Origin of the sequence: Mycolicibacterium novocastrense (assembly GCF_001499835.1) — a bacterium.
Lineage (GTDB): Bacteria > Actinomycetota > Actinomycetes > Mycobacteriales > Mycobacteriaceae > Mycobacterium > Mycobacterium novocastrense.
Window position 1 is genome coordinate 382583 of the sequence record NZ_LQIH01000001.1, and the last position, 18484, is coordinate 401066.

16 protein-coding genes are annotated in these 18484 nt (G+C 66.8%); 11 read left to right on the forward strand and 5 right to left on the reverse strand.

What is annotated here, in order from left to right; all coding sequences use genetic code 11:
- Nucleotides 1-3: 3 nt before the first annotated feature.
- From AU072_RS01920 to AU072_RS01930, 3 genes are all read left to right on the forward strand, one after another.
- A complete protein-coding gene (locus AU072_RS01920) occupies nucleotides 4-1014 on the forward strand; it encodes a chemotaxis protein CheB (protein WP_064412334.1) in 1011 nt (336 codons plus the stop codon).
- Complete coding sequence (locus AU072_RS01925) at nucleotides 1004-1762, forward strand: sulfate transporter (RefSeq protein WP_082680900.1); 759 nt, start codon at nucleotides 1004-1006, stop codon at nucleotides 1760-1762. The genes AU072_RS01920 and AU072_RS01925 overlap by 11 nt, the downstream gene beginning before the upstream one ends.
- 90 nt (nucleotides 1763-1852) lie before the next feature.
- Nucleotides 1853-3649: a CheR family methyltransferase gene (locus AU072_RS01930; RefSeq protein ID WP_064412336.1), complete on the forward strand. Its 1797-nt coding sequence runs from the start codon at nucleotides 1853-1855 to the stop codon at nucleotides 3647-3649.
- On the opposite strand, the gene AU072_RS28485 is transcribed toward AU072_RS01930, so the two are convergent.
- Together AU072_RS28485 and AU072_RS01940 are read right to left on the reverse strand one after the other, a co-directional pair.
- Nucleotides 3646-4026, reverse strand: a complete 381-nt coding sequence (locus tag AU072_RS28485; protein ID WP_064412150.1) for a hypothetical protein — start codon at nucleotides 4024-4026, stop codon at nucleotides 3646-3648. The two genes, AU072_RS01930 and AU072_RS28485, sit on opposite strands and share 4 nt — an antisense overlap.
- Before the next feature lie 70 nt (nucleotides 4027-4096).
- A complete protein-coding gene (locus AU072_RS01940; protein ID WP_064412151.1) occupies nucleotides 4097-5116 on the reverse strand; it encodes a helix-turn-helix transcriptional regulator in 1020 nt (339 codons plus the stop codon).
- Nucleotides 5117-5313: 197 nt separating this feature from the next.
- On the opposite strand from AU072_RS01940, the gene AU072_RS01945 reads away from it, so the two are divergent.
- On the forward strand, nucleotides 5314-5925 hold the full coding sequence (locus AU072_RS01945) for an FHA domain-containing protein (protein ID WP_064412152.1): 612 nt from the start codon (nucleotides 5314-5316) through the stop codon (nucleotides 5923-5925).
- Here AU072_RS01945 and AU072_RS01950 read toward each other — a convergent pair.
- Entirely contained in the window at nucleotides 5918-8911 is a 2994-nt protein-coding gene (locus AU072_RS01950; protein ID WP_064412153.1) for a serine/threonine-protein kinase, read from the reverse strand. The two genes, AU072_RS01945 and AU072_RS01950, sit on opposite strands and share 8 nt — an antisense overlap.
- 205 nt (nucleotides 8912-9116) lie before the next feature.
- On the opposite strand from AU072_RS01950, the gene AU072_RS01955 reads away from it, so the two are divergent.
- Together AU072_RS01955 and rnhA are read left to right on the forward strand one after the other, a co-directional pair.
- Complete coding sequence (locus AU072_RS01955; RefSeq protein ID WP_064412337.1) at nucleotides 9117-9755, forward strand: hypothetical protein; 639 nt, start codon at nucleotides 9117-9119, stop codon at nucleotides 9753-9755.
- 35 nt (nucleotides 9756-9790) lie between these two features.
- Nucleotides 9791-10252, forward strand: a complete 462-nt coding sequence (gene rnhA / locus AU072_RS01960; protein ID WP_064412154.1) for a ribonuclease HI — start codon at nucleotides 9791-9793, stop codon at nucleotides 10250-10252.
- Here rnhA and AU072_RS01965 read toward each other — a convergent pair whose 3' ends face one another.
- Nucleotides 10253-12544: an ATP-dependent DNA ligase gene (locus AU072_RS01965; RefSeq protein ID WP_064412155.1), complete on the reverse strand. Its 2292-nt coding sequence runs from the start codon at nucleotides 12542-12544 to the stop codon at nucleotides 10253-10255.
- A 34-nt stretch (nucleotides 12545-12578) separates the two neighbouring features.
- Here AU072_RS01965 and AU072_RS01970 point away from each other — a divergent pair, with 34 nt between their 5' ends.
- The gene (locus tag AU072_RS01970; protein WP_328586861.1) at nucleotides 12579-12836 is read left to right on the forward strand and encodes a hypothetical protein; all 258 of its coding nucleotides are present in this window, start codon (nucleotides 12579-12581) and stop codon (nucleotides 12834-12836) included.
- A 40-nt stretch (nucleotides 12837-12876) separates the two neighbouring features.
- On the opposite strand, the gene AU072_RS01975 is transcribed toward AU072_RS01970, so the two are convergent.
- A complete protein-coding gene (locus AU072_RS01975) occupies nucleotides 12877-14325 on the reverse strand; it encodes an HNH endonuclease signature motif containing protein (protein WP_407937579.1) in 1449 nt (482 codons plus the stop codon).
- Nucleotides 14326-14510: 185 nt separating this feature from the next.
- On the opposite strand from AU072_RS01975, the gene AU072_RS01980 reads away from it, so the two are divergent.
- The 4 genes from AU072_RS01980 (at nucleotide 14511) to AU072_RS01995 (ending at nucleotide 18466) form a co-directional block, all read left to right on the forward strand.
- Nucleotides 14511-15443, forward strand: coding sequence for a carbohydrate kinase family protein (locus AU072_RS01980; RefSeq protein WP_064412157.1), 933 nt, complete (start codon nucleotides 14511-14513; stop codon nucleotides 15441-15443).
- Nucleotides 15443-16402, forward strand: coding sequence for a non-homologous end joining protein Ku (gene ku / locus AU072_RS01985; protein ID WP_064412158.1), 960 nt, complete (start codon nucleotides 15443-15445; stop codon nucleotides 16400-16402). The genes AU072_RS01980 and ku overlap by 1 nt, the downstream gene beginning before the upstream one ends.
- Before the next feature lie 185 nt (nucleotides 16403-16587).
- A complete protein-coding gene (locus AU072_RS01990) occupies nucleotides 16588-17379 on the forward strand; it encodes an SDR family oxidoreductase (protein WP_064412159.1) in 792 nt (263 codons plus the stop codon).
- A 10-nt stretch (nucleotides 17380-17389) separates the two neighbouring features.
- The gene (locus AU072_RS01995; protein ID WP_064412160.1) at nucleotides 17390-18466 is read left to right on the forward strand and encodes an NAD(P)H-dependent amine dehydrogenase family protein; all 1077 of its coding nucleotides are present in this window, start codon (nucleotides 17390-17392) and stop codon (nucleotides 18464-18466) included.
- Nucleotides 18467-18484 lie beyond the last annotated feature (18 nt).

Sequence of the window (18484 nt, forward strand, 5' to 3'; positions counted from 1 at the left end):
GCAATGCAAAGCACAGAGTCTGGGCAACAATTCCCGCTGTCGGTCGTGGCGGTCGGCGCCTCCGCCGGGGGTGTGGAAGCGTTGACGCAGCTTGTCGGCGGCATGCCTTCAGACCTGCCGTGTGCGGTGCTGATCGTGCTGCACATGCCGCCGAACGCACCCAGCGTGCTGGCCAAGATCCTCGACCGCTGCGGACCACTCCCCGTGGAGACCGCCACCGACGGCGCAGTGATCGAACCGGGCCGGGGATACGTATGCGCACCGGATCACCACCTCCTGGTCGCCGACGGCCACGTGATGCTGTCGAGGGGTCCCACTGAGAGCGGCCACCGGCCGGCGATCAACGCTCTGTTCCGTTCTGTCGCACTGAGTTTCGGCCCGCGCGCCATCGGAGTCCTGCTCTCCGGCGTCCTGGACGACGGCGTGCTGGGCGCCGCCGCCATCCGTTCCCGGGGCGGCGTCACCGTGGTGCAGGCGCCGAGCGACGCACTGTTTGCAGCCATGCCGCTCAACGCAATCCATGCCGGCGTCGCCGATCATCAAGCCGCGGCAAGCGACATCGGCGGCATCGTGACGAAGCTGCTCGAACGAGAGATCGAGGTTCAGGATATGGAACCTGACAAAGCCATGGAACTGGAGAACCGCATCGCGATGGGGCGCCGATTCTCGACGAACATCGATGCCGAGGATCTGGGCCCGCATTCGGGTTACATCTGCCCCGACTGCAACGGCTCGCTGATCGAGGCGGGTCCGGGCAGCTATCGATGCCGCGTGGGGCACGCCTGGACCGCCGACGCGCTGTTGAAGGCACGGGACGACGAAATAGAAAGCGCCATCTGGGTGGCGCTGCGCAGCCTGCGGGAGAAGGCGAAGATGTCGCGCAGACTGGCCGACACCGTCGGTCCAGGCACGACCCAACGGCGCTATCTGGAGACCGCAGAGGAGGCCGATCGCGCGGCGACAGTGCTCGGTGAGCATCTGTCGGCGTCGCCGGGGGAATCCGGTGTCGGCTGACTCCACCCCGCTGACCGTCCTCGCCGATCCGTTGGGTGATGTCACCACGGTGCGCGCGCGTGGTGTGCTGGACAGCCGCACGTACCGGCCGCTGCGCGACATGATCATCAAGACGGCACTGGAAGAACCGCGGGCCGTGATCGTCGACATAAGCGACCTCGAGGTGCCCGCGGAATCTGCATTGGCCGTCTTCACCAGCGCCCGTTGGCATGTCGGCCGCTGGCCGGAAATACCGATCCTCCTGGTGTGCGAACATCAGGCGCTGCGGTGGGCGCTCGCGCGAAACGGCGTCACCCGCTATGTGCCCTCTTACGACAGCATGCAGGCCGCGATCGACGCAGTGGCCGACGGCACCACCGTTCAGGTGCGGCACCGGGCGAGGGCCGAGCTACCCAGGACAGTGGCCAGCCTGCAACGTGCGCGAGAGTTGGTCGTCGAATGGCTGACGGCTTGGTCCGCACCCGAATTGATTCCGACCACCAAGGTGGTGGCCACCACGCTCGTCGAGAACGTCTTGCAGCACACAGAAGGCCGGCCCGGGTTGCGGATCGAGTCGAAGGACTCGACCGTGACGGTCGCGGTGAGTGACGCCAGCAAGCAGCCCGCGGGACCACGTGAAGACTTTGCGCACAGCCCGACGCCGTGGGGTCTGCGGATCGTGGCAGCCTTGTGCCGCGCGTGGGGCAACGCACCCGACACGGCGGGCAAGACCGTTTGGGCGGTCATCGGTCCGGAGAACGCCCTCTAGTGAGTATCTTCGGATCTGCGGCTTCAGCGAGCGGACGGACACGGGTTGAGCGAACAGACAGAAGAGGCGTTCGAGGCGCTTCTGCGCTATATGCGCGATTCGCGCGGATTCGACTTCACCGGTTATAAGCGCACGTCGCTGATGCGCCGGGTGCAGCACCGGATGCGCCAGGCGGGCGTCGAGTCCTACGAGGAATACCTCGACCACCTTCAGGCCGGCTCCGATGAGTTCAACGCGCTGTTCAACACGATCCTCATCAACGTCACCGCGTTCTTCAGGGACCCGCCGGCTTGGGAATATCTCTGTGACGAGGTCATTCCCGCGATGTTGGCCGAACGCGGACCCAACGATCCCATCCGGGTGTGGAGCGCCGGATGCGCTTCGGGTCAGGAGGCCTACACGCTCGCGATGGTCCTGGCCGACGCCTTGGGCCCGGACGCCTTCCGGCAGCGGGTCAAGATCTACGCAACCGACGTCGACGAGGATGCGCTCGCCGAGGCACGGATCGCGGCGTACGACCAAAAGGCAGTCGAGTCGGTACCCGCGGAGTTCCTGAACAACTATTTCGAGCGCGTCAACGGCCGGTATGTGTTCCGCAAAGATCTGCGCAGGGCGGTCATCTTCGGCCGCAACGACCTGGTCAAGGATGCTCCGATCTCGCGGGTGGACCTGCTGGTGTGCCGCAACACACTGATGTACCTCAACGCCGAGACACAGCGAAACGTGTTGAGCCGCTTGCACTTCGCGCTGGCCCCGCAAGGGACGCTCTTCCTCGGTCACGCGGAGATGCTGTTGAGCCACACCGACCGCTTCACTCCGCTCAACCTCAAGCACCGCATCTTCCGCAAGGCGGTCGGGTCGCACAACGGCGTCGAGCGACAGCAGAACTCGGCGCCCGTCAACGACCCGCAGGGCGACCTACCGGGGCTGGACCCGATCCGCGAGCTCGCCTTCCGCGCCGGACCGGTCGCCCAGATCGTCGTCACCAGCGATGACACCGTCGCGATGATCAACCAGCAGGCGGAGTCCACCTTCGGCTTGTCGGCTCGCGATATCGGCCGGCTCCTGCGCGACCTCGAGGTGTCCTACCGCCCCGTCGAACTGCGCGCTTATCTCGAGCAGGCCAAGGTCGAGCGGCGGTCGGCCCGAATCCAGGATGTGCAGTGGCATCGTCCCGGCTCAGACGTGGTGTGGTTCGAGATCCACGTCAACCCGCTCGTCGACAGCGCCAACGGACTACGCGGTGTGTCGATCGTCTTCTTCGACGTGACCGCGACCCGCGCGCTTCTGGACAAGGTGGTGGAGACCAACCGTCAACTGGAGACGGCATACGAGGAACTGCAGTCCACCAACGAAGAACTCGAGACCACCAACGAGGAACTGCAGTCAACGGTCGAGGAACTCGAGACCACCAACGAAGAACTGCAGTCCACCAACGAAGAACTCGAGACCATGAACGAGGAGCTGCAGTCCACCAACGACGAGCTGCACACCATCAACGACGAACTGCGCCAGCGCAGCCTGGAGGTGGATGAGACGAAAGCCTTCCTCGATTCGCTGGTGAATTCGATCCACTTCGGCCTCATCGTGGTGGACCGGGAGATGCGGGTCATGTTGTGGAATCGAGGTTGCGAAGAGCTCTGGGGTCTGCGCGCCGACGAAGCCCAGGGATCGGCGCTCGCGTCGCTGGACATCGGACTGCCCACTGACGACGTCAAGCCGTTGATCGGCCAGGCCTTCGTCGACCCCGGCGTCACCACCGAAGCAATCTTGGACGCGGTCACCCGCCGGGGCCGACAGGCCCGCGTGCGCATCGTCTGCAGTGGCTTTCGCGCTCCCGAGGAAACCACCAGCGGGGCCTTGCTGCTGATGGAGGTCCAAGGCTAGCGACGCGTGTCCTCCTCCTCCAGCACCTGCTCGTCCTGGGCGGCCTGGTGATGGCGGAGCGCCGCATCACGGTGGCGTTCGGCGGCGTCCTGATGGAGACCGACCGCTCGGGCATCAGCGCGCAGGGCGGCCTGCTCGTGCGCGGCCGCCGCCCGTAGGTGTGCTTGTTCGGCGTCGTCGTGCCGGCTGGCCGCACTGTGATGTGCTCGGCGTGCGCGGTCCAACGCCTCCTCCGCACGCCGCCGCGCGTGCGCCGCGGACTCCGGAGTGGTGGAAAGCCCTCTCTCCAGTTCGCTCTGCCGCTGACGCAGCTCATCGGCCCGCGCGCGAGCCACTTCACCCCGCGCGACGGGATCGAAGGTGTCCTCACCACTCATGGGCCGCTCCGGAGGGTCAACTCTGCCGCCGAATTTACGCCGTCTGTCGTCGGGGCGTCCGCGCTCGCGACTATCCACGCAGCGTGGTGTGCGGGCTCTGCCCATAGGTCTGGCGGTACAACACCGCGAAGCGTCCGGTGTGGGCGAACCCCCACCGCGCGGCGATCTCGGTAACCGTGTCGTTGCTTCGGTCGGCGGCCAGCAGCTGTTGATGCGCGTAATGCAGTCGGAGGCGACGTAGGTACTGCAACGGAGTGGTGTCCAGGTGATGCCGGAACATGTACTGCACCGCCCGCGGCGTGACGTGGACGGCCTCGGCGATGTCGGCGAGAGCGATGTCGTTGGTGGCGTTCGCGTCCATGAACTCAATCGCGCGCCGCAACAACTCCGGTTTGTGGTCGGTGCGGTCGTGCGGTCTCGGCTCGGTGGCCGCTGTGTTCGCGAAAGTCGCCAGCGTCACCGCCGCCAGCAGTCGACTCGCGTGCCCGACAACCAACGGTGTAGCGAGGGCCTCGTCGGACAGCACGGCGTCCCTGACGTAGCGGACTGTGCTCTTCCACGTCTGGGCCGCGGCCGCGTCGACGGGCGAAAAACTGTTGAAACGGATCGGCAGCGGCGCCTGTCCCCTGGGAAGACCGGTAGCCACACCCGCCACGACCGCGGGATCGATGAAGACCGCCGTGACGCGCGCATCCTCGGAATGGGCCCGGTACGGGAGGTGGGGTTGTGTCAGCATCCCAATCTCGCCGGTCGTCACCTCGGATCGCACCCCCTCGCAGGCGCTGGCCACCCGACCGCCCGTAGGCCAGATGGCGGCCACCTGATTCAGCGGATCGGGGCGGACCTCGATCTGGCCCGCGACGAAGATTTCGTCGAGCATCAGCGGACCGACCCGTACGCGGGAATGTGTGAGAAGCGGCCCCTCCCGTCGAGGTGACGGTTTGCGGGAAAGCCTCAACTTCACGCCGTAGGCGTCTTCGAGGTACTCGTCCGCGTCGGCGAGATCACTGATCTCCACCTGTATGCGTTCAGGCCGGTGCGCTTCGAAAGCTGCGGTGCTGATCGGGATCACCTCATCGAGACGAGGCATTGCGAAGCTGTCATCTCAGCCCCAGTGCCAGCAGCGTACCCAGTCGCAGGGTCCCGGAAACGAAAGCCGAGCCGTTTTCGGCGCGTCGTTGCGCGTTCTTACCCGACAAGCAGGAAAGCCTTCTCAACCATCGGCCGTGAGCGTTTGTCGGCCGGGGACCTGCCATCTGCGCCAGAATTGCACCGGTAGGAGGTCCCATGTCGTCGCACCTGGAAGTCTCGAAGCCGTCGGGGCGGGAGCTGGTGCCGCTGCACGGTCAGCGGGTGACGCTCGGCAAGGCCTCGACCAACGCGGTGTCACTCGAGCACGACGAGACCGTCTCCCGGTTGCACGCCGTGCTCGAGAACCTCGGGTTTGCCTGGTCCATAAGGGATCTCGGGAGCCGCAACGGTACCTATCTCAACGGCGAGCGGATCACCGCCGAACGGGTGCTGCGGTCCGGTGACGAGGTGCGCCTGGGCAAGTCACGCTTGATCTTCTGGGAGGTCAGGGACAGCGGGGACGGCAGGCTCGACGAAGAGACGGTCACCGCCCAGCCCGTCGAGCCCCCGCCACGGCTGACCCGGCGCGAACTCGACGTGCTCGTCGTGCTGTGCCGGCCGCTGGTCTCCGACGACCCGTTCCCCGAACCCGCATCGGTCCGCCGGATGGCCGGTGAACTGTTCGTCACCGAGGCCGCGGTCAAACAACACCTGCAGAACCTCTACGACAAGTTCGCCGTCCCCGCTGAGGGTGACCGCCGGGTGCGGCTGGCCAACGAGGCACTGCGGCGCGGCGCCGTCACCCTCGCACAACTGCGATCTATGTGAACTCGAGGACCTCCACGGTCGCGACGGGTCCTTCGTGGGTCGGCCGGTCGGCGCCACCGATGCAGTACACCGCCGAGCCGACCGCGGCCACCACGTGGCCGTGCACCGGAGTTCCGATGGGCGCCGCCGTCGTCCACTTCCCGTTGGCGATGTCATACATCTCGACCGTCGGCAGCACACGTGTGGGCTCCTCGCCACCCACCGCGACGATTCGGCCGTCGATGTAGGCGGCGCCGTAGCTGCCGCGCGGAGTCGGCATGTCGGGCAACGTGTTCCATTCTCCCGAGGAGGGATCGAACCGTTCGAAGGCGGCGGTGTTCTCGTCGGCGCTCAATGACCGCCCGCCCACGGCGTAAACGTAGCTGCCGTCGGACACCGCGGCCAGATGTTCACGCGGCGTGGGCATGTCGGCGCCCTGCGTCCAGGACTCTCCGTCGAACACCTCCGTCGGCACGACAAGCTGTTTGTCGCTTTGACCGCCGACCACGACGAGTTTGTCGCCGACGACTGCCGCCGCCGCTCCCGCCCGGCCGTGCTGCAGGGCAGGCAGTTCGGTCCACGTGCCGTCACGCAGGGCGAACACCTTGTCCGAGGGTTCTGCGATGTTGTCGGTGGCACCGCCGAGGACGACGACCTCCCCCTTGTAGGTGGCGGCTGTCGCATGGTGCAGCGGGATCGGCAACGACGGCTGAGGCTGCCAATCCTCCGTCCGCGGATCGAAGCTTTCGACGGTGTCGAGGGTTTCGCCTTCGCGGATACCACCGGCGATCCAGATCTTGTCGTCGAGCACCGTCCAGGCCATCATCAACCGCGGGGTCGGCGCATCCGGCAGGACACGCCACTCGGCAGCCGGTTGCGGTTGGCGCGCAGGAAGTTTCAACGTTTCGGCTGACGCGGTGATCTTGTCGTCGCCGACGCCCGTCGACCCGCCGATGGCGTACACGCGATTACCCACCGCGGCCACCGCCATACCGTGGCGGGCGGTTCCCATGTCGGGCAGACCGGACCACGTCGTCGTCGACAGATCGAACGCGAGCACGCTCTTCAGGGCCTGCCCTCCGGATGCACCGCCGACCACCACCAGACGCTCATCGGTGGCCGCGATGCCGAAATCGCTTCGTGGTTCGGGAATTTCGGGCAGGTTCGTCCATGTGTCGGCGGCCGGGTCGTACGCCTCGACCGTCGCCAGGTCGGCGGTTCCGGTTGTGCCGCCCATCGCGTACACCAGCTTGTCGTCGGACGCCGCACTCAACATCTGACGTGGCGTCCGGATCGGAGCGCCGAGCCTCCAGGAGGTGCCGTCGAAGACCTCCGTGGTGTTGAGCAGCCTGCCCGCGGAGTCCACGCCGCCGGTGACGACGATCCGGTCACCGACCACCGCGGCGGCCCCGGCGGCGCGGGGCTGCAACAGTGGCGGCAGTTCGGTCCAGCGACTGTTGACCACCCGCCACACCCGATCGGTCGCGATCTTGGCGTCGTTTCCCTCGGTGCGCCACCCGCCGAGTACCACCGGGTTCTCCCGCCATGTCACCGTCATCGCGTGCTGCACGGGGACGGGCAGATCCTCGCCGCTCTTCCAGCTGTCGATGGCGGGGTCGTAACCCTCGTGCCTGCCGCTGACGCGACCATCGGCGCCCAGGCCGCCGAAAACCCAGATCGTGCCGTCGGCCTCGGTGGCGGCCACCGCGTCGCGGGCGACGCGTGCGTCGGCGATCGGCCGCCAGGCCGCTTGCGCTTCAGCGGCCGGTTTTGCGGGGGCCGCGCTCTGGCCACCACCGGAATCCCGCGAGGCCATCACGAAGACACCGCCGGCCACCAGCAGCAGCACCGCCACCACCGCACCCGAGACGAGCAGGACCCGTTTCCGATTGCGCGTCCTCGGTGGGGCGGGCTCCGCCGGATCGGGTCGTGTGTCCGGCGGCACCTGCCGAGGCGGGCTCGACTGGCTGATCGACGCCGTGTGCGCGAACATCCCCGGCTCGGGCACGGGCGCGCCGGACGTGTCGGGTTTGCGCGGTGCGGCCGGTGGGAGCGGTTGCGCGTGAGCGGAAACGGACGGTTCGACAAGCTCGGAAATCGGCACCGCCTGCGTACCTTCCGGTTGCTGGGGCGGAGCGCTCGGCTCGCTGAGAGCCATCACGTCCGCGGTCAACCCGTTGTGTCGCTGCGCCACCTGCAGCTCGTGACCGAAGTCCCCCGCGGACGCGTAGCGGTCGGCGGGTTCGCGGGCCATCGCCTTCTCGACCACGGCGCACACATCGGCGGGAATGCCCTGGGGGCGCAGATCCGGTATGGGAGTCGAGGTGATGCGCAGGTAGTGAGCGATCAGATCCTCGTCGGTCTTGCGCTCGTGCGGCGGCTTGCCCGCGATGAGCGCGTAGATCGAGGCGCCGAGCGAGTACACGTCGGCCTCGACGGTCGGCGGGTTTCCCTCCAGCACCTCCGGCGCGGTGTAGGACAGCGTGCCGGTGAAAAACCCGGTCACCGTCTTGTATCCGCCCGCGATCCGGGCGGTTCCGAAGTCGCTCAGCTGTGGTTCGCCGTAATCGTTGAAGAGCACATTGGCGGGTTTGATATCGCGGTGCAGGGTGCCGGTCCGATGCGCGGTTTCCAGTGCGCCGCAGAGTTTCACGCCGATCCGCAGCGCCTCGGGCCACCCGATGCGGCCCTCGCGGCGCAGCCGCTCCGCAAGGGATCCCTCACGGTGGTAGGGCATCACGATGAAGGGCCGGTTGCCCTCGGTGACACCGACCTGCAAGATGTTGACGATGTTCGGGTGCCCGGAGAGCGCGCCCATCGCGTAGCCCTCGCGCAGGAACCGTTCCCGGTCGTCGTCGTCGAGATCGGATGCGAGCACCTTGATCGCGACGCTCCGCGCCAGTGACTGTTGATAACAGCGGTAGACGACGCCCCCGCCACCCCGGCCGATCTCGACGGCGTCGGTGAAGCCGGCGGCCGCTAATTCAGTCGCTATCAGCCCGGCCATGTGCCACCGCCCTCCGGTGAACTGCGGAATGCGTGCTCTCAACGTACCGAGCAAGCGCTCCGGTGACGTCCGATTCCGCAGTTCTGAAAGGAATGCCCGTAGTGGGATGTACAGCCGGCGACGAGGCAGAGTGTTGCGGCGGATGCCGCCGACGGGTTCGGTGCCGACGCTGACCGGCGAAAGTCATACTTCAACGGTGTCATCGATCGCCGTCACCGTCGACGAAATCGTGGTCGCCGATTCGACCGAGGCCTGGGCTCGAGCCGGCTTCACGGTCGACGAGGATGCCACCTGCCGAGTGGGCGGCGTGCGCATCCGGTTGGTGGGCTCCGACGGGGGCAGCGGCATCGTGGGATGGTCGCTACGCGGATTACGCTGCGAGAAGGCGCTTTCCGAGGTCGACGGCATCCCGACAACGGTGTCGGATGCCGCTTTCGCGACGGGGGCCACGCACGCGAACGGGATCACCGCGATCGACCACATCGTGGTGCTCTCCCCCGATCTGGACCGGACCGTTCAGGCCCTCGCTGCGGTCGGCGCCGCACCGCGGCGGGAACGCGACGGTGAACTCGGCGGCAGGCCGATCCGGCAGATCTTCTTCCGGTTCGGCGAGGTGATCGTCGAGGTCGTCGGCTCACCGGGAACCACGAGCGAAGCACCGTCCACGCTGTGGGGGATCACCTACGTCGTCGCCGACATGGACGCGACCGCGGCGTTCTTCGGTGACCGCACCGGGCCGGTCAGGGACGCGGTGCAGCCCGGACGCCGCATCACCACACTGCGGCATCAGGAGTTGGGGATGTCGGTCCGGACGGCGATGATCTCGGCGCCCGCGCGTCGCTGAGCCGACGTCTCGGGCTCGATGCTTATCCTCGTCGGGTGAGCCAGGACCCGGTCGTCATTCACACCGACGGCGGCTGCCGGCCCAATCCGGGTCCCGGCGGTTGGGGCGCGGTGCTGCGTCAGCGCGGCCACGTGCGGGAGATGTGCGGCGGCGAGGCGCAGACGAGCAACAACCGGATGGAGCTGACTGCGCCGATCATGGCGTTGGAGGCCTTGACGCGGCCCGTCGTGGTGCACCTGTTCACCGACAGCACCTATGTCCGCAACGGCATCACCAAGTGGGTGCTCGGCTGGGAGCGCAACGGCTGGATGACGGCCGCCAAGCAGCCGGTGAAGAACGTCGATCTGTGGCAGCGGCTCCAATTGGCGTGTGCGGGACACCGAGTCGAATGGTTCTGGGTGAAGGGACACTCGGGGGTGGCCGACAACGAGCTGGCCGACCAGCTGGCGACGCGGGGGATGCTCCAAGCGGTCGAAGCCAGGACTACTCTGGCCTGACTACTCCCACACGACCTCGCCGGGCTCCTTGTCGGGTCGTAACCCACGCCAACTCGCTTGGCGTAGACGGTTATCGGAGGTGCGTTCGCTGTAGCGCACCTCGCCTACCAGTTCTGGTCGCACGAACGTCACACCCTTCGCGTCCTGGCGCGGCAGCCGTTCGTTGAACGGGCTCTCTTTGGTCTCGAGCGGTTTGAGGGTCTTCTTCAGTTCGGCCAACGCCTTGTCCGTGAATCCCGTGCCGACGCGGCCCACGAACTGGAGCCCGCCGTCTGCCGGTATGCCGAGCATCAGCGAGCCGATGCCGCTCGAGCGTCCGCCCTCACCCTGTCGCCAGCCCGCGATCACGACTTCCTGTGTGTTCCAAACTTTGTCCTTGATCCAGGCCTTCGACCGCCGGCCCGGCTGATAGGTCGAGTCGCGCTTCTTCGCGACCACGCCCTCCCAGCGCATCTTGCGTGCGTACTCCATCGCCTCGGGGCCGTCGCCGGGCAACTGGTCGGGCACGATCAATCCGCCGCCCTCGGCCAGTGCCTCGAGTATTCGGCGCCGGTCGGAGTACTTGGCGCGCAACAGCGAGCGACCGTCGAGGTGCAGGATGTCGAACGCCCAGAACTCCACCCGGGTGGAGCGGGCGCGGTTCTGCATCTCCGAGAAGCTGGGCACACCGGACTCGTCGAGTGCGACCGCCTCGCCGTCGAGGATGACATGGTGGTCGGCGAGATCGGCCGCCACCGCCTCGAATTGGGGAAATTCACCGGTCACGTCGCGGCCACGCCGGGAGCGGACCGTGAGCCTGCCCCGGTCCGCGTCGACGATCACGCGGTAGCCGTCCCATTTGCCCTCGAACGCCCACTGGCTCGCCTTGAGCCTGGCGACCGAGCCCTCGGTCGACAGCATCGGCGCGAGATCGCCTGCGTGCGGGCGCTTCTGGTCCTTCATGCGATGCGCGAGCCAGTTCTTGCCATCGGTCTGGATCAACGCGTAGCGGCCGTCGACCTTCTCGCCGCGCAGGTTGATGATGACCTCGCCGCCCTCTTTGGTGCTGTCGGGCGGCACGTCGTTGAACTTCTCTGCCTCGTAGGTGCCGGTGTCCCAGATGATCATCTTGCCGCCGCCGTACTCCCCCTTGGGGATCTCGCCGTGGAAGGTCAGGTACTCCAGCGGATGGTCCTCGGTATGGACGGCGAGGTGGTTGACCGACGGGGTGTCGGGCAGGTTCTTGGGCACCGCCCAGCTCACGAGCACGCCGTCGCGTTCGAGCCGCAGGTCGTAGTGCAATCTGCGGGCGTGGTGTTCCTGGATGACGAACTTGTCGTTGTTTCCGGTCTTGGGCGCCTTGTTCGGCACCGGCTCGGGGGTTTTCGACGCGTCACGCATGCTGCGATAGGTGGTCAGCCGGTCCGGTACGGGCACCGCCTCGTCGAGCGGTGCCAGCAGGTCCCCCATCTCCTGCACCCGGTCAAGCACCTCGTCGAAGTTCAGGTGTCGTAGTTTGGGGTCTTCGATCTCGTCCCAGGTGCGCGGTGCGGCAACGGTCGGATGTTCGCGTCCGCGAAGCGAATACGGCGCGATCGTCGTCTTGGCGCCGTTGTTCTGGCTCCAGTCAACGAAGACCTTGCCGGTGCGCGCGCTCTTGGTCATCGTCGCGGTCACCCGTTTGGGCATCGTCTTCTCGAGCTGTTGTGCGATCCGCCGCGCGAGCACCGATGCGCCCTGGGAGCTGATCGGCTCCTCGAGCGGGACGTACAGGTGCAATCCCTTGCTACCGCTCGTGAGCGGGAAGGTGGTCAACCCGATGTCGGTGATGAGGCCGCGGACCTCGTGGGCGACCTCGCAGAGCTGGCGGAAGGACACCCCCTCCCCGGGGTCGAGGTCGAAGACGATGCGGGTCGCGGGACCGGGCGTCGGCGGGCCGTCGTCCGTGGAGACGAACCGCCACTGCGGGACGTGCACCTCGAGTGCGGCCTGCTGCGCGATCCACGCCAGGCCCTCGGCGGTGTTGATCAGCGGATAGGTCGCCGTCCCGGAGCGGTGGGTGACCGACGCGCGCTCCAGCCAGTCCGGTGCCGACGAGGCGAGTTGTTTCTCGAAGAACGACGGTTCCTCGACGCCGTTGGGCCAGCGCTTGCGGGTCACGGCGCGGCCCGCGATATGGGGGATCATGGCCTCGGCGATGCCGACGTAGTAGTCGAACACTTGACCTTTTGTGACGGCCTTCGGCCGATCGCCCGTTGCCGGGTACAGCACCTTGTCCGGGTTCGTCAGCTTCACCCGGCCGAATCGATCCACAGTGTGAACGTATACCCGCTGCTACGTTGAACCCGTGGCGAGAATCTCCTCGGCGGTGCTGGTCGCGGCGGCGGGTCTGCAAGCGGCGCTGATCGCGGCCGCCGCCCTGCTGGCGGCACCGCAGGCCGCGGCGGATCCGCAGGATCTCGTGCCCTACTGCTCGGGCGACCAGACGCCGATGGACAACAACTGCCGCCCGCCGGCGCACCAGGAGTTCACCCACTCGCCCAGTGGACTCGACCCGAATCTGGCCGACGGCCTGGACCCGGGGAATCCACAAGTCGTGGGGTGACTGCTCGTCCGAGAGGTCGAGCAGTCGCGGCGCCGCTGCATCAGGCCGCATCGGGTTCCGGCCCGTGTGTCTCGCTGCTGGCCGAAGCCGAACTCGGGTCCTCAGCGTCGACTTCCGGCACTTCGGGGTCTCCATCCGGTGGACGGTGTAGTCGTTCCGGACGGTGGAAGTCGTTGACACGGGCTTGTCCGGTGTCGAGGTGCGGGGGCGGTATCCACTCGACATCGTTGGTGTCGTTGACCCGGGTGGTCCAGCCGTCGGGGCCGACCATGCGGTTGTCGGGCCCACACGCCAAGCCGAGTTCGTCGACGTTGGTTTGCCCGTCGTTGCCCCAGTCGCAGGCGGCGTGATGAACCTGGCACCCGTACGCCGCCACGGTGCACCCCGGCTTCGTACAGCCGCCGTCGCGGGCGATGAGCACGATTCGCTGGGCCGGCGAGGCCACGCGGCGGGCTCGGAACAAGTCCAGCGCCGATCCGGTGGCCTTGTCGAACACCGCCAGGTAGTGGTTGGCGTGGGTGCCCATGCGGATGACGTCGGCGATGGGGATGACCGTGCCGCCACCGGTGACGCCAATGCCCGCAAGCCTCTCGAGTTCTCCCAAGGTGGTGCGGACGATGACCGAAGTCGGTAACCCGTTGTGCTGACCCAATTCACCGCTTTCCAGCACGCTGCGCCCTATCGCGATCAACGCATCGTGCTGACGTTGAGCCAGACTACGGTGGTCCTGGTCGATCTGCTCTTGTGTCGGTGTACCGGAGACACAGGGATTCTCGTCGTCGGGGTTGCACATGCCCGGCGCGGCCCACTTGGCGAAGACGGCCTCGAATATCGCCCATGCTTCGGGAGTCAGCGTGGCCCTCACCGGGATCATCTTGTCGGGACCCTGCGGCCCCTTCCACAACCCGCGGCGCCGTGCGCGCTCCCTGTCGTCGGGTTCGGGGCCGTCCTGGTCGAGCAAGAACAGGATGCGGTCGGCGTTGTCCTTCAATACCTTTGGGCCAACGCCGGCGGCGCAGCGGGCCAGGTCGACTTCGATCTGCGCCCGGGTGAGGGAATCGACCGCTGCCGGAATGCGGCCCATCGCCTCCCGTACGACCTTGACGTGTTCACGGTTGATGAACCCGTGCGCCTGGGCGATCGCGGTCGCTGGCAGCACCGGCTCGAGTGGTTCTCCGGTCAGTGTGCGCCGTGGCGCCAACAATGCTGCCTCATCGAGTCGGCGGCGCGCCTCGCTGGCAGAGATACGCCACCGGATGGACAGAACGTCGCACCACGACTTGGCGCCCATCTCCTTGGCGGTCTTCTCGACCTGCAAGCGCGCCAGCAGGCGGTGGCTCTGCGCGGGCATCTGGCAGGTGAGGGTTTCGAGCTCGTCGAGCACGCCGACCAAATCCGTGGCCGGGAGCGTGTCGATGGGCAGCGCGGCCAGTTCGTCGAACGCGGCGCGCAGCGTGGCGACCGCTGCTCGCACCGCTTCGGAGTTCATACGATCGAACATATGAGCGAACTCTAAGGACTTGGCGACGTATCTCCGAAGAATTCTCTAAGAAGCTTCGTCGATTGCTTTAAAGTGTTGTCACACAAGAGGTTCAGCCTTCCTCGAGCTTCCAACAACGGCTCTGCCGGCCCGCGTTCGGATGACGCGCGAGGCAGATTCCCGGAGGAGGCGCCATGAGGGCCCTGGTGATCGGGGAGGCCTTGATCGACGTCGTCGAGCAAGGCGGGCGCGTCACGGGTGAACACGTCGGCGGGAGCCCGCTCAACGTGGCGGTCGGACTGGCCCGCCTGGGCCGCGGCGTCGACTTTCTCACCCACATCGGCGACGACGAGCGTGGTCGGCGCATCGTCGACTATGTCAAAGATGCTGGGGCGCAACTGGTTACGGGAAGTACGAATGCGACCCGAACCCCGACGGCGTTGGCCACGCTCGACGAGCAGGGCTCGGCACACTACGAGTTCGACATCGAGTGGCAACTGACCGGCACACCCGAAGCCGGGCCGCCGCTGGTGATGCACACCGGTTCGATCGCCGCGGTGCTCGAACCCGGATGCCGTGCCACCGCCGCACTGGTCGACACCTACCACCCCTCGGCCACGGTGACGTTCGATCCGAATGTGCGGCCGGCGCTGATCGAGGACGCCGACGCCGCGCGCGCCCGCATCGACCGGCTCATCGAGCGCTGCGACGTGGTGAAGGCCAGCGATGAGGACATGCGGTGGCTCGATCCGGGCCGGCCGCCCGAGCAGATCGCACAGACGTGGCTGTCGCTGGGCCCGTCGATCGTCGTGGTGACGATGGGCGGGCAGGGGTCGTTCGCACTGTGTGCGCAAGGTCTGGTGCGCGTGCCGGCGTTCGAGGTCGACGTCGTCGACACCGTGGGCGCGGGCGATGCGTACATGAGCGGTCTGATCGACGCGCTGTGGGCGTTGGGGCTGCTGGGCGCCCAGCAGCGCCGTGACCTGGCGCGGATCGGCACGGCCGACCTGAGGACCGCCATAGGCACCGCCGCGATGTCGGCGGCGCTGACGGTCGCCCGCGCCGGCGCCGACCTTCCCGATCGCCGTAGCCGCGATGCGGCCCTGGAATCGGCCATACTGGGGTGATGCGTTCCATATGGAAGGGTTCGATCGCGTTCGGCCTGGTGAACGTCCCGGTCAAGGTCTACAGCGCGCAGCAGGACCACGATGTGAAGTTCCACCAGGTGCACGCGAAGGACAACGGGCGCATCCGGTACAAACGCGTCTGCGAAATCGACGGTGAGGAAGTCGAGTACCGCGACATCGCCCGGGCCTACGAATCCGACGACGGCCAGACGGTGATCATCACCGACGAGGACATCGCCACGCTGCCCGAGGAACGCAGCCGCGAGATCGAGGTGCTGGAGTTCGTCCCGGCCGCCGACATCGACCCGATGATGTATGACCGCAGCTACTTCCTCGAGCCGGAGGGCAAATCGTCGAAGTCGTATGTGTTGCTGACCAAGACGCTCAAGGAGACCGACCGGGTCGCGATCGTGCACTTCGCGTTGCGCAACAAGACCCGGCTCGCGGCGCTGCGGGTTCAGGACTTCAGCAAGCGCGACGTCATGGTGATCCAGACGCTGTTGTGGCCCGACGAGATCCGCGATCCCGATTTCCCGGTGCTGGACAAGGAAGTTGACATCAAGCCCGCCGAGCTCAAGATGGCCACCCAGGTCGTCGACTCGATGACCGATGACTTCAACCCCGACCGCTACCACGACGACTACCAGGAGCAGTTGCGCGAGCTGATCCAAGCGAAACTCGAAGGCGGCGAAGCGTTCACCACCGAGGAGCAGCCGCAGGAACTCGACGAGACCGAGGACGTCTCCGATCTACTGGCCAAGCTCGAAGCCAGTGTCAAGGCGCGACGCGAGGGTCGCGGCGGCTCAAAGAGTTCCGACGACGATAAGCCGGCCAAGAAGGCGCCCGCGAAGAAGAGCGCCGCCAAGAAGTCCGCCGCGAAGAAGACACCCGCCAAAAAGGCCGCGAAGAAATCGACCGCCAAGAAGTCTCCCGCGAAGAAGTCCGCCGCCAAGAAATAGCCAGTCGCCGCCAGCCGCTCGGCGCCGTCGCCCTTGATTCTCGCGAGACGTACACCAGGGTCGTGCTATCCGGTCGAAGTACCACCCTGTTGTACGTCTCGCGAAAAGTAGAACGTGTTTCAGAAACCCCTCACGCACGGCGCCGCGCCCTGTTACGGTTCGCCGGCGAGGGAAGGATTCGAAACGTGATTCTTGACAGATTCCGGCTCGACGATCAGGTCGCGGTCGTCACCGGCGCCGGTCGCGGCCTGGGCGCCGCGATGGCGCTCGCATTCGCCGAAGCCGGTGCAGACGTAGTGATCGCGGCCCGCACACAGTCCCAACTCGAAGAGGTCGCCGAGCAGATCAAGGGCGTCGGTCGCAAGGCGCACGTCGTGGTCGCCGACCTGGCCCACCCCGCCGACACCGCCACATTGGCCGGTGCCGCGATCGAGGCGTTCGGCAAACTAGACATCGTCGTCAACAACGTCGGCGGCACCATGCCGAACGCACTACTGAACACCTCCACCAAGGACCTGCGCGACGCGTTCACGTTCAACGTGACCACCGCGCACGCGCTCACCACCGCAGCGGTTCCGCTGATGCTCGAGCACTCCGGCGGCGGCAGCATCATCAACATCACCTCGACGATGGGACGGCTGGCCGGCCGGGGTTTCGCCGCCTACGGAACGGCCAAGGCCGCGCTGGCCCACTACACCCGCCTGTCCGCGCTCGACCTGTGCCCGCGGATCCGGGTCAACGCGATCGCGCCGGGGTCCATCCTCACGTCGGCGCTCGACATCGTGGCCTCCAACGACGAGCTGCGTAAGCCGATGGAGCAGGCCACCCCGATGCGCCGGCTCGGCGATCCGCAGGATATCGCCGCCGCGGCGGTGTATCTGGCCTCGCCCGCGGGCAGCTACCTGACCGGTAAGACGCTGGAGGTCGACGGCGGTCTGACGGTGCCCAATCTCGACATGCCTATCCCGGATCTGTGAGAGGACTTCCATGACGATCAAGGTGGCCGCGGTCGGCACCGGCAACGTCGGCAGGCACGCGCTGACACAACTCATCAACGATCCGCAGTACGAGCTCACCGCCGTCTGGGTGTCGTCGGAGGCCAAGGCCGGCAAGGACGCGGGTGAGCTTGCCGGCCTTGGTGTTTCGACGGGCATCACCGCCACGACGGACCTCGACGCGGTTTTGGCGACCAACCCCGAGTGCGCGGTCTACACCGCGATGGCCGACAACCGACTGCCCGAGGCGCTCGAGGACTACCGACGCATCCTGGCTGCCGGCGTCAACGTCGTCGGCAGCAGCGCGGTCTTCCTGCAGTACCCGTGGGAGGTGCTGCCCGCCGAACTCGTCAAGCCGATCGAGGAAGCCACGCAGGCGGGCGGATCGAGCGTGTTCGTCAATGGCATCGACCCCGGCTTCGCCAACGACCTGCTTCCGCTCGCGCTCGCCGGAACCTGTCAGAGCATCGAGCAGATCCGGTGCATGGAGATCATCAACTACGACACCTATGACAGCGCGACGGTGATGTTCGACGTGATGGGCTTCGGCAAGCCGCTCGACGAGATCCCGATGCTGTTGCAGCCCGGCGTCCTGAGCCTGGCCTGGGGATCGGTGGTGAGGCAGCTGGCGGCGGGGCTTGGCATCGAACTCGACAAGGTGTCCGAAACCTATGTACGCGAACCGGCTCCCGAGGATTTCGACATCGCCTCGGGCCACATCGCCAAGGGCACCGCGGCGGCGCTGCGCTTCGAGGTCCAGGGCATCAAGGACGGCAAGGTTGCCGTCGTGCTCGAACATGTCACCCGGCTACGCGACGACCTGCACCCGGACTGGCCGCAGCCCGCCCAGGAAGGTGGCTCGTACCGCATCGAGATCACCGGCGAACCGTCGTACACGGTGGACCTGTGTCTGAGCAGCCCAAACGGTGACCACAACCATGCCGGACTCGTCGCGACGGCCGCCCGCGTCGTCAACGCGATCCCCGCGGTCGTGGCCGCGCCGCCGGGTATCCGCACCACACTCGACTTGCCGCTGATCACCGGAAAAGGGTTGTACGCTGTGCGTTAAAGCCGGGGGTCGATCAGA

What these genes read in the sequence shown, in the direction of transcription:
- AU072_RS28485 (WP_064412150.1), bottom strand. Translation starts at nt 4,026, where the DNA reads ATGAGTGGTGAGGACACCTTCGATCCCGTCGCGCGGGGTGAAGTGGCT.
- AU072_RS01995 (WP_064412160.1), top strand. Translation starts at nt 17,390, where the DNA reads ATGACGATCAAGGTGGCCGCGGTCGGCACCGGCAACGTCGGCAGGCAC.
- AU072_RS01980 (WP_064412157.1), top strand. Translation starts at nt 14,511, where the DNA reads ATGAGGGCCCTGGTGATCGGGGAGGCCTTGATCGACGTCGTCGAGCAA.
- AU072_RS01940 (WP_064412151.1), bottom strand. Translation starts at nt 5,116, where the DNA reads ATGCCTCGTCTCGATGAGGTGATCCCGATCAGCACCGCAGCTTTCGAA.
- AU072_RS01945 (WP_064412152.1), top strand. Translation starts at nt 5,314, where the DNA reads ATGTCGTCGCACCTGGAAGTCTCGAAGCCGTCGGGGCGGGAGCTGGTG.
- AU072_RS01930 (WP_064412336.1), top strand. Translation starts at nt 1,853, where the DNA reads ATGCGCGATTCGCGCGGATTCGACTTCACCGGTTATAAGCGCACGTCG.
- AU072_RS01920 (WP_064412334.1), top strand. Translation starts at nt 4, where the DNA reads ATGCAAAGCACAGAGTCTGGGCAACAATTCCCGCTGTCGGTCGTGGCG.
- AU072_RS01950 (WP_064412153.1), bottom strand. Translation starts at nt 8,911, where the DNA reads ATGGCCGGGCTGATAGCGACTGAATTAGCGGCCGCCGGCTTCACCGAC.
- ku (WP_064412158.1), top strand. Translation starts at nt 15,443, where the DNA reads ATGCGTTCCATATGGAAGGGTTCGATCGCGTTCGGCCTGGTGAACGTC.
- AU072_RS01975 (WP_407937579.1), bottom strand. Translation starts at nt 14,325, where the DNA reads ATGAACTCCGAAGCGGTGCGAGCAGCGGTCGCCACGCTGCGCGCCGCG.